The organism is Xanthomonas sp. NCPPB 1638 (assembly GCF_041475635.2).
GTDB classification, from domain to species: domain Bacteria; phylum Pseudomonadota; class Gammaproteobacteria; order Xanthomonadales; family Xanthomonadaceae; genus Xanthomonas; species Xanthomonas cucurbitae.
The window spans coordinates 2,927,435-2,941,195 of sequence record NZ_CM192984.1; the positions used below are offsets into that span (position 1 = coordinate 2,927,435).

Consider the following 13,761-nt stretch of genomic DNA (forward strand, 5'->3'; position numbering starts at 1 on the left):
GCACGATCTATAGCGCTGTGCCGCCGCGGCAGCGCGCGCGAGGTTCCCCGGCAGCGCAGGCCTGATCGCCGGCGCCGCCAGCACTGGCAGCAGCAGACCGCAAGCGACCGCGCACCCCAGCGCAAACCACCGCGCCCGCTTACACTGCTGCGATGAACTATCGCCACGCCTTCCATGCCGGCAACCATGCCGACGTGCTCAAGCACATCGCCTTGCTGGCGCTGATCGACTCGCTCAAGCGCAAGGACACCCCGTTCTTCGTGCTCGACACCCACGCCGGGCGCGGCCGCTACCAGCTCGGTGGCGAGGAAGGCCGCAAGACCAGCGAGGCCGACGCCGGGGTGATGCGGCTGATGGCCGCGCCCACCCTGCCCGAAGTGGTCGAGCGCTACCTGCGTGCGGTGCAGGCCGACAACCAGGCCTCGGCGCGCCACGCCGCACCCGGACAAAAGCCGGCCCGGCCCACCGCCGGCATCCAGCTCAACCATTACCCCGGCTCGCCGCTGCTGGCGGCTCAGGCGCTGCGCGACCAGGACCGCATGGCGTTCTGCGAGCTGCAACCGGACGAAGCCCAGGCCCTCAAGAGCCTGTTCGACAAGGACAGCCGCGTGCGCGTGCACGCCGGCGACGGCTATGCGGCGATCCGCGCCTTCCTGCCGCCGCGCGCAGGCGATACCAAGATCGGCCGCGGGCTGGTGCTGATCGACCCGCCCTACGAAGCGCAGGATGCCGAGTACCCGCAGATCATCCATAGCGTGCGCGAGGCCCTGGCACGCTGGCCGCAGGCGATCTGCATGGTGTGGTACCCGATCAAGCTGCGCCGCAGCCTGCAACCGTTCATGCGCAAGTCCGCCACGCTGCCCGCCAAGTCGGTGCTGGTCGCCGAGCTGCAGGTGCGCCCGGACGACTCGCCGCTGCGCCTGACCGGCAGCGGGCTGTTGATCGTCAACGCGCCCTGGCAGTTCGACCAGGTGCTGGCCCCGGCCTTGCCGGTGCTGAAGCAGCATCTGGGCGAACCCGGCGCCTCCACCCGGCTGGAGTGGCTGCGGCAGGACGCCTGATCCGCTGCTGGCCGCTGCGGTGGCCGGTGGTGGACGGGACGCAGGACGCTGCGCTGCGGCACGCCCCTGACCATCCCCCTGCATGCACGCGGTGCGGACTCCGATGCACTGCGCTGCACGGGCATCACCAGCGGCCCCTGGCCTTGCCTGACGGCACGTCCGTCGGGATAGCGCGCGGGTCGGTGCCCACTGTGGCGCTGCCGGCGGACCATCGATTAACCGCGTCCGAGCCAATACCCGCGCCCACACTCTCACGGCTGGCTCACGGCTCGGCTCGTTACAGTGAAGTGAGAAGCACTGCCACCTCGTTGGCTCTTGGCGGCGCACCGGATTCATTCACGGTTGCGCGCCGGGCTGGTGCCAGAATCTTCCGACCTTGAAGGAATTACCGGTCATGGCCATTCGCAATCGCATGCCTCCCTGGCATGAAAACTTCAGCCTGCCCAATGGCCGCACTCTTCTGCTACGCCCGATCCGTCCCGAGGACGGCCCGCCGCTGCAAGGGGCATTCAGCCTGCTGGGACCGGAGGAAATCCGCGCGCGCTTTGTGCGTTCCTCCGCCGAAATCACCCCGGAAATGGTGCAGCGCCTGACCCATCCCAACCCCAAGAGCGAGATCGTGCTGGTTGCCGCCGAGCAGCTGCCGCCCGGCGAAGCCCTGGTCGGGGCGGTGGCGCGGGCCGCGTTGGTACCGGGCACCCGCCAGGCCGAGTACACCATCCTGGTCAGCAGTTTCGTCGCCGGCCAGGGGCTGGGCCGGCAGTTGATGCGCAAGCTGGTCAAGTGGGCGCGCCGCAAATATCTCGATTGCCTGTTCGGCGACGTGCTGCAAAGCAACGTACCGATGCTGCAACTGGCCGAATCGCTGGGCTTCAAGCCGCAGGCGCATCCGGAATCGCCGGAATTGGTGCGGATGGTGCTGGAGTTGGATGCCTGAGGGGCTGGGAATCGGGAATCGGGATTTAGGAGTCGGCTTAGCGCTGGCGATCTGCGACTTGGTTGCAAGGCCCTTGCCCGCTCACCATCGCGGGACACGCTGCAAGTACGTCCTTGTAAGCTCTGGCGCGGCATCCCTGCCGCTCAAGGTCCCACGACGGTAAGCGGGCAAGGACCAGTCGAGTCGGTCGGTGCGCATAGCTTTCAATAAAGCCACCAGCAAACGCTCTGGCGCGGTGCCCTTACCGCTTGCGGGACCGTTGGCGGCATGGATGCCGCCACCGAGCCTCCAGGGACGGATTCACGGCGTGTCCCGCAAGCGGTGAGGGCACCGCGCACTCGACCCGCGTGGCTTTGGACTTTCCAGGCCCCACTAAAGAGCCGCCGACAAGACAGATGCACGAGCTCGCAAGGGCTGTAGCCCCGCAGCGCCCTTCTGCATGCACCGTACGAACCACCTTTCACGCCAGATGGACCGGGCACTGCGGGGGCTCTGGTAAAATTGCCGGCTGATGCCGTCGCCTACCTACCCCTCTCCGCCGCTGCCCAAGTCTGGCCAGCTCCGCGCCTATTGGCGCGCACCGTCGTCTCCCACTGCGTTGGCCTGGTCGATCGCGCGGGCCGCCGAGGCGCATGCCGGGCCGCTGCTGGTGATCGCACGCGACAACCAGAGCGCGCACCAGATCGAATCCGACCTGCTGGCCTTGCTGGGCGAGCATTCCGCGCTGTCGGTGGTGCCGTTTCCCGACTGGGAAACCCTGCCCTACGACCAGTTCAGCCCGCATCCGGAAATCATCAGCCAGCGGCTGGCGGCGCTGCATCGCCTGCCCGGCTTGAGCAAGGGCGTGGTGATCGTGCCGGTGCAGACCTTGCTGCAGCAACTTGCACCGCTGAGCTACATCGTCGGCGGCAGCTTCGATCTCACCGTTGGCCAGCGGCTGGATCTGGACACGGAAAAACGCCGTCTGGAGAGCGCCGGCTACCGCAACGTGCCGCAGGTGATGGACCCGGGCGATTTCGCGGTGCGTGGCGGCCTGCTGGACGTCTTCCCGATGGGTGCGGACACGCCGCTGCGGGTGGAGCTGCTGGACGAGGACATCGACTCCATCCGTGCGTTCGATCCGGAATCGCAGCGCTCGCTGGACAAGGTGGATGCGGTCAAGATGCTGCCCGGCCGCGAAGTGCCGATGGACGATGCCAGCATCGAACGCGTGCTGGCCTGCCTGCGCGAACGTTTCGACGTGGATACCCGCCGCAGCGCGCTGTATCAAGACCTGAAATCCGGCATCGCGCCCTCCGGCGTCGAGTATTACCTGCCGATGTTCTTCAGCAAGACAGCCACGCTGTTCGATTACCTGGACACGCGTGTGCTGCCGCTGATTGCCACCGGCGTCTCCAACGCCGCCGATGCGTTCTGGACCCAGGCGCAACACCGCTACGAACAGCGCCGCCACGATGTGGAGCGGCCACTGCTACCGCCGGACGCGCTGTATCAGTCGCCCGATGCGCTGCGCGAGCGGCTCAACAAGCTGGCCCGCATCGAAGTGTGGCCAGCCGATCACCCGCGCATCGAGGACGCCGCCGCGCTCGGCGAACAACCGTTGCCGCCGCTGCCGGTGGCCGCCAAGGACGCACCGGCCGGGCAGGCGCTGGCGTCCTTCCTGGGCCATTACCCGGGCCGCGTGCTGGTAGCCGCCGATTCGGCCGGCCGTCGCGAAGCCTTGATGGAAGTATTGGCCGCCGCACAGCTCAAGCCGGAGGTGGTCGCCGACCTGCCTGCGTTCCTGGCCGCGGCCACGCTACGTTTCGGCATTACCGTGGCGCCGCTGGAAGATGGGTTCGCGCTGGATGACCCGCAGATCGCGGTGCTCACCGAGCGCCAGCTGTTTCCGGAGCGGGCCAACCAGCCGCGCCGCACGCGCCGGGTGGGACGCGAGCCGGAAGCCATCATCCGCGACCTGGGCGAGCTGTCCGAAGGCGCGCCGATCGTGCACGAGGATCACGGCGTGGGCCGTTACCGTGGCCTGATCGTGCTCGATGCCGGCGGCATGCCTGGCGAGTTCCTGGAAATCGAATACGCCAAGGGCGACCGGCTGTACGTACCCGTCGCACAACTGCACCTGATTAGCCGGTATTCCGGTGCGTCGGCCGAGACCGCGCCGCTGCATTCGCTGGGCGGCGAGCAATGGACCAAGGCCAAGCGCAAGGCCGCCGAAAAGGTGCGCGACGTGGCCGCCGAACTGCTGGAAATCCAGGCACGCCGCCGTGCGCGTGCCGGACTGGCACTGCAGGTGGACCGCGCGATGTACGAACCGTTCGCGGCCGGCTTCCCGTTCGAAGAAACCCCCGATCAGCTAGCCGCCATCGATGCCACGCTGCGCGATCTGGGCAGCAGCCAGCCGATGGACCGCGTGGTCTGCGGCGATGTCGGCTTCGGCAAGACCGAAGTGGCCGTGCGCGCCGCCTTCGCCGCTGCCAGCGCCAACAAACAGGTGGCCGTTCTGGTGCCGACCACCTTGCTGGCCGAACAGCATTACCGCAATTTCCGCGACCGCTTCGCCGATTACCCGATGAAAGTGGAAGTGCTCTCGCGCTTCAAGAGCACCAAGGAAATCAAGGCCGAACTGGAAAAGGTCGCCAGCGGCGATATCGACGTCATCATCGGCACGCACCGGCTATTGCAGCCCGACGTCAAGTTCAAGGATCTCGGCCTGGTCGTGGTCGACGAAGAACAGCGTTTCGGCGTGCGCCAGAAGGAAGCGCTCAAGGCGATGCGCGCCAACGTGCACCTGCTCACGCTCACCGCCACGCCGATCCCGCGCACGCTCAATATGGCCATGGCCGGGCTGCGCGACCTGTCCATCATCGCCACCCCGCCGCCGAACCGGCTGGCGGTGCAGACCTTCATCACCGCCTGGGACAACACACTGCTGCGCGAAGCATTCCAGCGCGAGTTGAGCCGCGGCGGGCAGCTGTACTTCCTGCACAACGACGTGGAAAGCATCGTGCGCATGCAGCGCGAGTTGTCCGAACTGGTGCCGGAAGCGCGCATCGGCATCGCGCATGGGCAGATGCCCGAGCGCGAGCTGGAACGGGTGATGCTGGATTTCCAGAAACAACGCTTCAACGTATTGCTGTCGACCACGATCATCGAATCGGGCATCGACATCCCCAACGCCAACACCATCATCATCAACCGCGCCGACCGTTTCGGTCTTGCGCAGTTGCATCAGCTGCGAGGCCGCGTAGGCCGCTCGCATCACCGCGCCTACGCCTACCTGGTAGTGCCGGACCGGCGCTCGATGACCTCCGATGCCGAGAAGCGTCTGGAAGCGATCGCTTCCATGGACGAGCTCGGTGCCGGCTTTACGCTGGCCACGCACGACCTGGAAATCCGCGGCGCCGGTGAGTTGCTGGGCGAGGACCAGAGCGGGCAGATGGCCGAGGTCGGCTTCAGCCTCTATACCGAACTGCTGGAACGCGCGGTGCGCAGCATCCGCCAGGGCAAGCTACCCGATCTGGATGCTGGCGAGGAAGTGCGCGGGGCCGAGGTGGAACTGCATGTGCCCTCGCTGATACCCGAGGACTACCTGCCCGACGTGCACACGCGCCTGACCTTGTATAAGCGTATTTCCAGCGCACGCGATGCCGAGGCCTTACGTGAATTGCAGGTGGAAATGATCGACCGCTTCGGCCTGCTGCCGGACCCGGTCAAGCACCTGTTCGCCGTTGCCGAGCTCAAGCTGCAGGCCAATGCGCTGGGCGTGCGCAAGCTGGATCTGGGCGAGAACGGCGGCCGACTGGTGTTCGAGGCCAAGCCGACGATCGACCCGATGACCGTCATCCAGATGATCCAGAAGCAGCCCAGGATCTACACCATGGACGGCCCGGACAAGCTGCGCATCAAGCTGCCGCTTCCCGAGGGCGCGGATCGATTCAATGCCGCGCGCGGGCTGCTGGCAGCATTAGCACCGAGCTAAGGAAAGTCCAATCAGTTTGAAAAACACGAAGTCACCGAGGCCGATATCCGCCAAGAGCTGCAACCGGCTGATCGCACGATGCGCACGTCGGTCTACAGTGGCGGTAGTCTGCAAGGGTGCAGTCATCGGCGCATCCGGTCATCCATCGCTACATTCCACGCATCGGTGCCGGTGGGGGCATGTCTGGCTGGCTGCGCTGCGCATCCAGGGCCTGCGACTGGCGGACGCTCTCCTGCAATGGAGGTACGGTCTCGGACAAATCCACCTTGGCCCGAAAGCCCGGTGTCTGGCCGATGATCCAAACCACGTCCTGATGCAATGTCACGCTGTGCAATTGATCGACACTCAGGATACCCACACGCTTGGCTTCCACCGTTGCATGCATGGCCTCGGCCGGCGAGGTGCCGGCAGGGAGCTTGCTGTGGATGGCCTGATAAAGCGGATCGTTGGGAACCGATGCGGAGGCAGGCTCGCCAAACCGACCAGGCGGCGTTGTCGACCCATCCACTTCGCTGCCTGCCCCCAACGGCATCTTCCAGCCGGGTGCCACGTACTGCTGTTGGTGCTCTGCCTCCATGCGCTGTTGCACCTCCTGCCAGCGTGCGGCGGCCATCTCTGTCGTTCCAGCGCCAGTTTCCAACGTTCCGCGCAGACGATCGATGGCATCGACGGCCAGGCCATAACCACCGCGTGCACCAAGCGTCAAGCCACCACGCAACACTTCCACGTCATCGCGGTACTTGTCGATCATTGGCGCATACTGACGGGCTAACTGCTGCGCCTTGGGGTCTTCCAGCACCGAGCGGTCTGGACTGCCATTGGCATCCACCGGCAGGAAGTTGTGCATGCGGTGCGAGTCGGCGAGCGGTTGGGCGACCGCTGGATTGCGTGCATCCAAAAGACTGCGGTCATTGGCGTAACCCGCTTTTTCCAGCAAGGCAATCTCCTGCTGAGTGGCGTAGAGCTTGACCTGGCCATAGTGCTTGCTGGCAGCACTGACCGCATCGCCAGCCATCACATGATTGATGACAGCGGTGCCGCCCTCGGGAATGCGACGATCCAGGCTGACTGCACCATAGGCGTTGAAGGTCTCACCCTTGAGGCCGAAGTGGTGCGCAGTGACCTGGGCCAGGTTGCCGCCGAGCGAGTGGCCGGTGACGGTGACGTCGGGGGCTTTGCCGCCTTTGCCGAGTTCGTGCGCATAGTTCAACGCATATCGCGTCAGCTCAAGCGCCTCGGCAGCCTGGTTGTTGTGGCGGGCTGCAACCATGCCACCGTCGGTGTAGATGCCATCTTCTTTCAGCTGTCGGTCGGTCTCGGTGCCGCGGTGAGCGACGATGATCTCACGCGTATCGACGCGCTGATAGACGATGCCTTGATAGCCAGAAGGGCTATCCACATATTTGAGGCGCTTGTAAATATTTCCACCGATATTTACAGGGTCGCTGTCCTCTCCGGTTTTGATTGGCTTGTCGTATGAATCTCTCGAAAGTGCGGCGTATTGCTGGCTCGTAAGACTCATGGGATCACCTTTTTGGTGGACAGGGTGACTTTAAAGAGGTTATTGCGAGCAATATCATTGAAATCATCAACCTTGGATTCGCCACCGTCAGGAAAGTCATCCATACCTGCCTTTGGATAGCGCTCTTTCCAAAAATATGTGATCTTTGGCGTCGATCTATAAATTTCATTTTTGAATAAGATGGGCTGAAATCGAGTCTCCTCTTTCTTGCCAGTAGCTCTCAAAGAGATGCCAACTCCATTCAGCTCGAAGAGGCAAACGCCCTTGCCATAATAGTCAGCATCGATCATGCCGTCAGCATAAATCGTCGCCACATATGTTGTGTCACCAGCCTTCTCGAAGTTGATGGGAATCCCATCTTCCTTCTGCTTTGTCGACATGGCCAATGAGCGATCGAAGGGCGTGCACGCATCGCGATTGGTCATTTCATAGAACGCAGTTCCCGACACCCACTCGAACGGCCCCGGCGCATCCTCGATGGTCATCGTGATCCGGTACGCCTGGGTCGGATGCGGGTTCTTGCGGTAGACCGGATCGCCGTCGGTGGTGGTCGCGCCGGTGTCGTGTCTTTCAGAGCCAGTGTTCATAGGGTTGCATCCTGTCAAGAAAACCAAGACCAGAGAGCCAGCAATTCTGATTCCCAGCTTCCCGTTCATGCTGTCATCGTGCGTTGTGCCGCACGCTGCGCAGCTGTCATGGAATCGGTGAGTCGTGAACAAATGCGGTTAATGTTGACACGATATATCAACAAAGTGATGAGCATGAGCGCGAAGACCAAACCGAACTCGGGAACCTTCCTAATGACATCCATCACAAAGGGGACGCAAGCCGCTGCCACTACAAGCATGAACATCAGAAGTGTCATTGCACCCGCACTGACAATCGCCCGGCGAAGCTGTCTCGCCTCTTCGGTATGTTTTCCCGCTGCTTGCAGCTCTTTCCAAACAGTCATAGCACCAGCAACGAGCCCCAGCAGCATCGACACCACGGCGAAGTGCAATACAGCACAGATGGTGGCGGCATACTGTGCAAGGCCCATCAGGAACGTGAACGAAGTTCGATAGGCGAGGACGACCAAGCTCGCGGTCAGTAAGGTTGAAATCAGCAGGATAGTCAACATGCGTCGAACGCCCCGGGGTGAGCGGTACCAATCTAAGCTGCGGGAGGAGAGCACGGTATCCATTACATCGCTCCATTGACTTAGCGGCGAACGTGTTCAAGGACAAGGGATGAACGTTGAGGGATGCAGGTTGGAGATGCTTTTGGGCGCGCAACTCTTGCGTATCTAACCTTCGCTTGATGATGAATGTGGCAATGCATTCAGGCATGCATCAGAACTTCTCAAAGATCGGATCCGAGCAGTTGGAATAAATAACTCTACACGAACTATTATTTACAGAGGCACAGTCTTTTTCTGCCTTTACTGTAACTTTCTCAAGTGCCGCACCTGTGGAAAATTGTAATTTTCCATCAGAAGATTTTCCATCCTTATAAGGTTCCGCCACAGCTGCGCATTGATTAAAGTAAGTCACCCAGTCGCGGCAATCTTTGCCTCCTGTTTTGAAACAACCGGATAAAGCAGCCTTTTGCGCGTCTCGCTTAGAACGTTCTCTACTTGCGACTCCCAACACACCCGTGCCTGACTCATCAAGTGCAACAGCCCCCCAGGTTTTGATCCATTTCCCAAGAGGCCGAGGGGTAGCAGAGCCCTGCTGCTCGTAATAACCGGAGGGAATAGGACCACAGGAGGTAATACTGCCGTTCGCCATTGCAGGAATCTGACCCGGAGGACAGCCCTGCTCAGCCATTGCTGGGACCCCAACGACCATAAGAAATAACAACGCAAATCTGCTGAAACCCATATATCCACACCCTCTGCAAGAAAATTGAGTGCCAACGATTCTAAGCATTGCCATTTTCATTTCTTCCCGCATTACCTCGAGATCCTGGTATTGGACTAGATTCAGATCCCCTCAGGGGGCTAACAGTACGGTTCGTCACCTGACTGGTAGACTGAGCTCTATTAACTGAATCCTCATTAGAAGCCCTAGGCGCTTGCTGCGGCACATACGACCCAGCCGGCTGCCCCTGCGGCCCAGGGCTCGATGCAGCGCCTCCACCAAACGCGGAGAAGTGCATGAAGTTGCTCATGCTGCCTTGCCAGACGGCCGCCGCCAACGTAGGCACGGTGATGATGAGCATCGTCATAATCAGCCCAATACCACCCTGTTGCAGCGCCTGGCTCGACAATCCTTCCGCATTGCCCAACGTGAACAGTTGTGCAGCCCAGTAGGCCGCAGCCACTTTTGCCGTGAATTTCAGCACCATCGCCGTCACCGCCGACAGCATGGCCATCGAGAACAACGTGCCCAGTAAATAGAACAGCCATTTCTTGAACAGGTCCTTGGTCTGGTCGAAGATCAGCGCCAGGATGAAAATCGGCCCGATCCCGATCAGGAAGGCCATGGTGAACTTGAACAACAGCAGCATCGCCCCAGCCGCCATCGGCGGGCTGGCAGTGCCGAAGCCTGCCAGCAGCACAGCACGGCTTTTCTTCTCCAGTGCCTCAGGATCGGTGGGGTCGACGCGCACCGCATCCAGCGCCGTCAGCGCCAGCTGCGTGTAGGCAAGATTTTCGTCGATCGCATCGGAGGCGGTGCTGTCTTGCTCACCGGTAAACAGACCATGGATCTCCTTATCCAGGCCTTGGGTCATGGTCTGGTGCAGCATTGCGCCGTTGACCCCGACAGCTGAAGCAACGCTGATGATGATCGCGACCTTCGCCGCCTTGATCATTGTCGCCATTGCGTTTTCACGCGATTGCCCGGTGGCGATGCGATAGCCCAGAAGCAAGACCCACAGCGTGGTGACCGTCAATGCGATCGTACTGACCCACCTCATGGTACGGCTCATCAGCTGCAGGCCGAACGCCTGAATCTCGTTGCTGAACTCCTTGCTGTCGATCCGCTCACCCATCGTCTTACATTCCACGCATCGGTGCCGGCGGGGGCATGTCTGGCTGGCTGCGCTGCGCGTCCAGGGCCTGCGACTGGCGGATGCTCTCCTGCAATGGAGGCACCGTCTCGGACAAATCCACCTTGGCCCGAAAGCCCGGTGTCTGGCCGATGATCCAAACCACGTCCTGATGCAATGTCACGCTGTGCAATTGATCGACACTCAGGATACCCACACGCTTGGCTTCCACCGTTGCATGCATGGCCTCGGCCGGCGAGGTGCCGGCAGGGAGCTTGCTGTGGATGGCCTGATAAAGCGGATCGTTGGGAACCGATGCGGAGGCAGGCTCGCCAAACCGACCAGGCGGCGTTGTCGACGCATCCACTTCGCTGCCTGCCCCCAACGGCATCTTCCAGCCGGGTGCCACGTACTGCTGTTGGTGCTCTGCCTCCATGCGCTGCTGCACCTCCTGCCAGCGTGCGGCGGCCATCTCTGTCGTTCCAGCGCCGGCTTCCAACGTTCCGCGCAGACGATCGATGGCATCGACGGCCAGGCCATAACCACCGCGTGCACCAAGCGTTAAGCCACCACGCAACACTTCCACGTCATCGCGGTACTTGTCGATCATTGGCGCATACTGACGGGCTAACTGCTGCGCCTTGGGATCTTCCAGCACCGAGCGGTCTGGATCGCCATTGGCATCCACCGGCAGGAAGTTGTGCATGCGGTGCGAGTCGGCGAGCGGTTGGGCGACCGCTGGATTGCGTGCATCCAAAAGACTGCGATCATTGGCGTAACCCGCTTTTTCCAGCAAGGCAATCTCCTGCTGAGTGGCGTAGAGCTTGACCTGGCCATAGTGCTTGCTGGCAGCGCTGACCGCATCGCCGGCCATCACATGATTGATGACAGCGGTGCCGCCTTCGGGAATGCGACGATCCAGGCTGACTGCGCCATAGGCATTGAAGGTCTCGCCCTTGAGGCCGAAGTGGTGCGCAGTGACCTGGGCCAGGTTGCCGCCGAGGGAGTGGCCGGTGACGGTGACGTCGGGGGCTTTGCCGCCTTTGCCGAGTTCATGCGCATAGTTCAACGCATATCGCGTCAGCTCAAGCGCCTCGGCAGCCTGGTTGTTGTGGCGGGCTGCAACCATGCCGCCGTCGGTGTAAAAACCATCTTCCTTGAGCTGTCGGTCGGTCTCGGTGCCGCGGTGAGCGACGATGATCTCCTGCGTATCGACCCGCTGGTAGACGATGCCTTGATAGCCGGAAGGGCTATCTACATACTTCATGCGTTGATAAGAAACCCCGCCGATATCCACAGGCGGGCTTCTTGGTCCTGTCTTTTCTGGTTTGTCATAGACATCGCGCGAAAGTGATGCATATTGCTGGCTAGTCAGGCTCATGGGGCTATCCTTTCAGCTATTAGCGTCACCTTGAACAGATTACTCCGTGCATCCTTATTAAAGTCTTCGGCTTTCGACTGACCCATGTCGGGGAAGCCCGCCATCCCGGACGCTGGGTAGCGAGACTTCCAAAAATATTTGGTTTCAGGAGTCAGTGTCGCGACCTGCTTATTACCTAGACTCGGCAAGAATTCTGTTTCCTCGCCTTTACCTGTCGCTTTCAGTGAAACTCCTAAACCGCCAAATTCCCAATAGCAGATACCTTTGCCGTAGTAATCAGCATCGGCCATGCCATCTGTGTAGATCGTGGCCTCGTAAGTGGCGTCATTGATCTTTTGGAAATCGATTGGAATCCCATCTTCTTTCTGCTTTGTCGACATGCCCAATGAGCGATCAAAGGGCGTGCACGCATCACGATTAGTCATATCATAGAACGCAGTTCCCGACACCCACTCAAACGGCCCCGGCGCATCCTCGATGGTCATCGTGATCCGGTACGCCTGGGTCGGATGCGGGTTCTTCCGGTAGACCGGATCGCCGTCGGTGGTGGTCGCGCCAGTGTCGCGCCTTTCAGAGCCAGTGTTCATAGGGTTGCATCCTGTCAAGAAAACCAAGACCAGAGAGCCAGCAATTCTGATTCCCAGCTTCCCGTTCATGCTGTCATCGTGCGTTGTGCAGCACGCTGCGCAGCTACCATAGAATCCGTGAGTCGTGAACAAACGCGGTTAATGTTGACACGATATATCAACAAAGTGATGAGCATGAGCGCGAAGACCAAACCGAACTCGGGAACATCCCTGATTACATCCATCGCAAAGGGGACGCAGGTCGCAGCCACTGCAAACATAAACATCAGAATTGTCATTGCAGTCGCGCCGACAATAATCTGGCGAAGCTGTCTCAGTTCTTCGGTATTTTTTTCCTCTGCTTGCAGCTTTTTCCAAGCAGTCAGAGCACCTGCAACGATCCGCAGTAGCATCGACACTACAGCGAAGTGCAATACAGCACAGATGGTGGCCGCATACTGCGCAAGCTCCAAGAGGACGACGAACGAAGTTCGATAGGCCAAGGCAGCCAAACTTGCAGTGAGCAGGGTCGACGTCAGCAGGATAGTCAACATCCGCCGAACGCCCTTGGGTGAGCGGCACCAATGTACGTGATGGGAGGAGAATACTCTTTCCATTACATCGCTCCTACAAGCTATATTGAACTAACAGCGGCCGCAACCAGGGTTTTAATGAGGAATGACTTCATAGAATTCGCCACCCTGAATTAAACCAGATAGCAGTAGCGTACAGGAAGAACGCTGCGAAAATTCTGCAAACCTTGATGAATTTTCCTTTTTATACCGTAAATTTATCAATAAGATTTGAAAATAGGTTCCGAGCATGCTTCATAAATAATCTTACACTCTACGCCCGGCGTAGCCCCATTGTCAGCTTTGCATCTATCCAAAGCAACATTACTTGCCTCTACAGTTGTCCCAGCACCCACAAAATTTGAACGGCCAGTTGAAAATGGCTTGCCGTTAACTTTTGGCTCAGCGATAGCAGCACATTGGTTTTTATAAGCAAGCCCGATCCTGCAGTCTTTTTCGCCATGGGAGGCGCAACGATTGAGAGCGTCCTTTTCAGCCTCAGCTTTGGAGATTTTTCCGGTAGTTACGCCATAGCTAAAAATAGAGTCGACAGACCCCATCGCTATAGCTCCCCACGTTTTTATCCACTTGCCACTCGGCCGAGGGGCATCAGAACTCTGCTGCTCGTAATAACCGGTGGGAATAGGACCACAGGATGTAATACTGCCGTTTGCCGTCGCAGGAATCTGGCCCGGCGGGCAGCCTTGCTCCGCCTTAGCATTACTGGCAATACACAGGGCGAAAAAAATCAATACCCAGCTAAATTTCAT

At 60.3% G+C, this 13,761-nt stretch carries 12 protein-coding genes; 3 read left to right on the forward strand and 9 right to left on the reverse strand.

Going from position 1 to position 13,761, the window contains the following annotated elements:
• Positions 1 to 152: 152 nt before the first annotated feature.
• The 3 genes from ACCQ13_RS12570 (at position 153) to mfd (ending at position 5,977) form a co-directional block, all read left to right on the forward strand.
• A complete protein-coding gene (locus tag ACCQ13_RS12570; RefSeq protein WP_104605228.1) occupies positions 153 to 1,061 on the forward strand; it encodes a 23S rRNA (adenine(2030)-N(6))-methyltransferase RlmJ in 909 nt (302 codons plus the stop codon).
• Positions 1,062 to 1,455: 394 nt separating this feature from the next.
• Positions 1,456 to 1,998 carry a GNAT family N-acetyltransferase gene (locus ACCQ13_RS12575; protein WP_029219309.1) on the forward strand — a complete coding sequence of 181 codons (543 nt, stop codon included), beginning with the start codon at positions 1,456 to 1,458 and terminating at the stop codon, positions 1,996 to 1,998.
• Between the two features lie 511 nt (positions 1,999 to 2,509).
• Positions 2,510 to 5,977 carry a transcription-repair coupling factor gene (mfd, locus tag ACCQ13_RS12580; RefSeq protein ID WP_104605224.1) on the forward strand — a complete coding sequence of 1,156 codons (3,468 nt, stop codon included), beginning with the start codon at positions 2,510 to 2,512 and terminating at the stop codon, positions 5,975 to 5,977.
• A gap of 148 nt (positions 5,978 to 6,125) precedes the next feature.
• On the opposite strand, the gene ACCQ13_RS12585 is transcribed toward mfd, so the two are convergent.
• The 9 genes from ACCQ13_RS12585 to ACCQ13_RS12625 form a co-directional block, all read right to left on the reverse strand.
• Positions 6,126 to 7,499, reverse strand: coding sequence for a Tle-like phospholipase domain-containing protein (locus tag ACCQ13_RS12585; protein WP_159407281.1), 1,374 nt, complete (start codon positions 7,497 to 7,499; stop codon positions 6,126 to 6,128).
• A complete protein-coding gene (locus tag ACCQ13_RS12590) occupies positions 7,496 to 8,155 on the reverse strand; it encodes a hypothetical protein (RefSeq protein WP_159407282.1) in 660 nt (219 codons plus the stop codon). Before ACCQ13_RS12590 ends, ACCQ13_RS12585 begins: the two co-directional genes overlap by 4 nt.
• The gene (locus ACCQ13_RS12595; RefSeq protein ID WP_159407283.1) at positions 8,152 to 8,682 is read right to left on the reverse strand and encodes a hypothetical protein; all 531 of its coding nucleotides are present in this window, start codon (positions 8,680 to 8,682) and stop codon (positions 8,152 to 8,154) included. Before ACCQ13_RS12595 ends, ACCQ13_RS12590 begins: the two co-directional genes overlap by 4 nt.
• A gap of 148 nt (positions 8,683 to 8,830) precedes the next feature.
• Positions 8,831 to 9,433, reverse strand: a complete 603-nt coding sequence (locus ACCQ13_RS12600) for a DUF4189 domain-containing protein (RefSeq protein WP_223214324.1) — start codon at positions 9,431 to 9,433, stop codon at positions 8,831 to 8,833.
• Positions 9,402 to 10,475: a TrbL/VirB6 family protein gene (locus tag ACCQ13_RS12605; RefSeq protein ID WP_159407284.1), complete on the reverse strand. Its 1,074-nt coding sequence runs from the start codon at positions 10,473 to 10,475 to the stop codon at positions 9,402 to 9,404. Before ACCQ13_RS12605 ends, ACCQ13_RS12600 begins: the two co-directional genes overlap by 32 nt.
• Positions 10,476 to 10,479: 4 nt before the next feature.
• The gene (locus ACCQ13_RS12610; protein WP_372372126.1) at positions 10,480 to 11,853 is read right to left on the reverse strand and encodes a Tle-like phospholipase domain-containing protein; all 1,374 of its coding nucleotides are present in this window, start codon (positions 11,851 to 11,853) and stop codon (positions 10,480 to 10,482) included.
• Positions 11,850 to 12,509 carry a hypothetical protein gene (locus tag ACCQ13_RS12615; RefSeq protein ID WP_159407286.1) on the reverse strand — a complete coding sequence of 220 codons (660 nt, stop codon included), beginning with the start codon at positions 12,507 to 12,509 and terminating at the stop codon, positions 11,850 to 11,852. The genes ACCQ13_RS12610 and ACCQ13_RS12615 overlap by 4 nt, the downstream gene beginning before the upstream one ends.
• On the reverse strand, positions 12,506 to 13,036 hold the full coding sequence (locus ACCQ13_RS12620) for a hypothetical protein (protein WP_104605662.1): 531 nt from the start codon (positions 13,034 to 13,036) through the stop codon (positions 12,506 to 12,508). The genes ACCQ13_RS12615 and ACCQ13_RS12620 overlap by 4 nt, the downstream gene beginning before the upstream one ends.
• 176 nt (positions 13,037 to 13,212) lie before the next feature.
• On the reverse strand, positions 13,213 to 13,761 hold the full coding sequence (locus ACCQ13_RS12625) for a DUF4189 domain-containing protein (protein ID WP_104605660.1): 549 nt from the start codon (positions 13,759 to 13,761) through the stop codon (positions 13,213 to 13,215).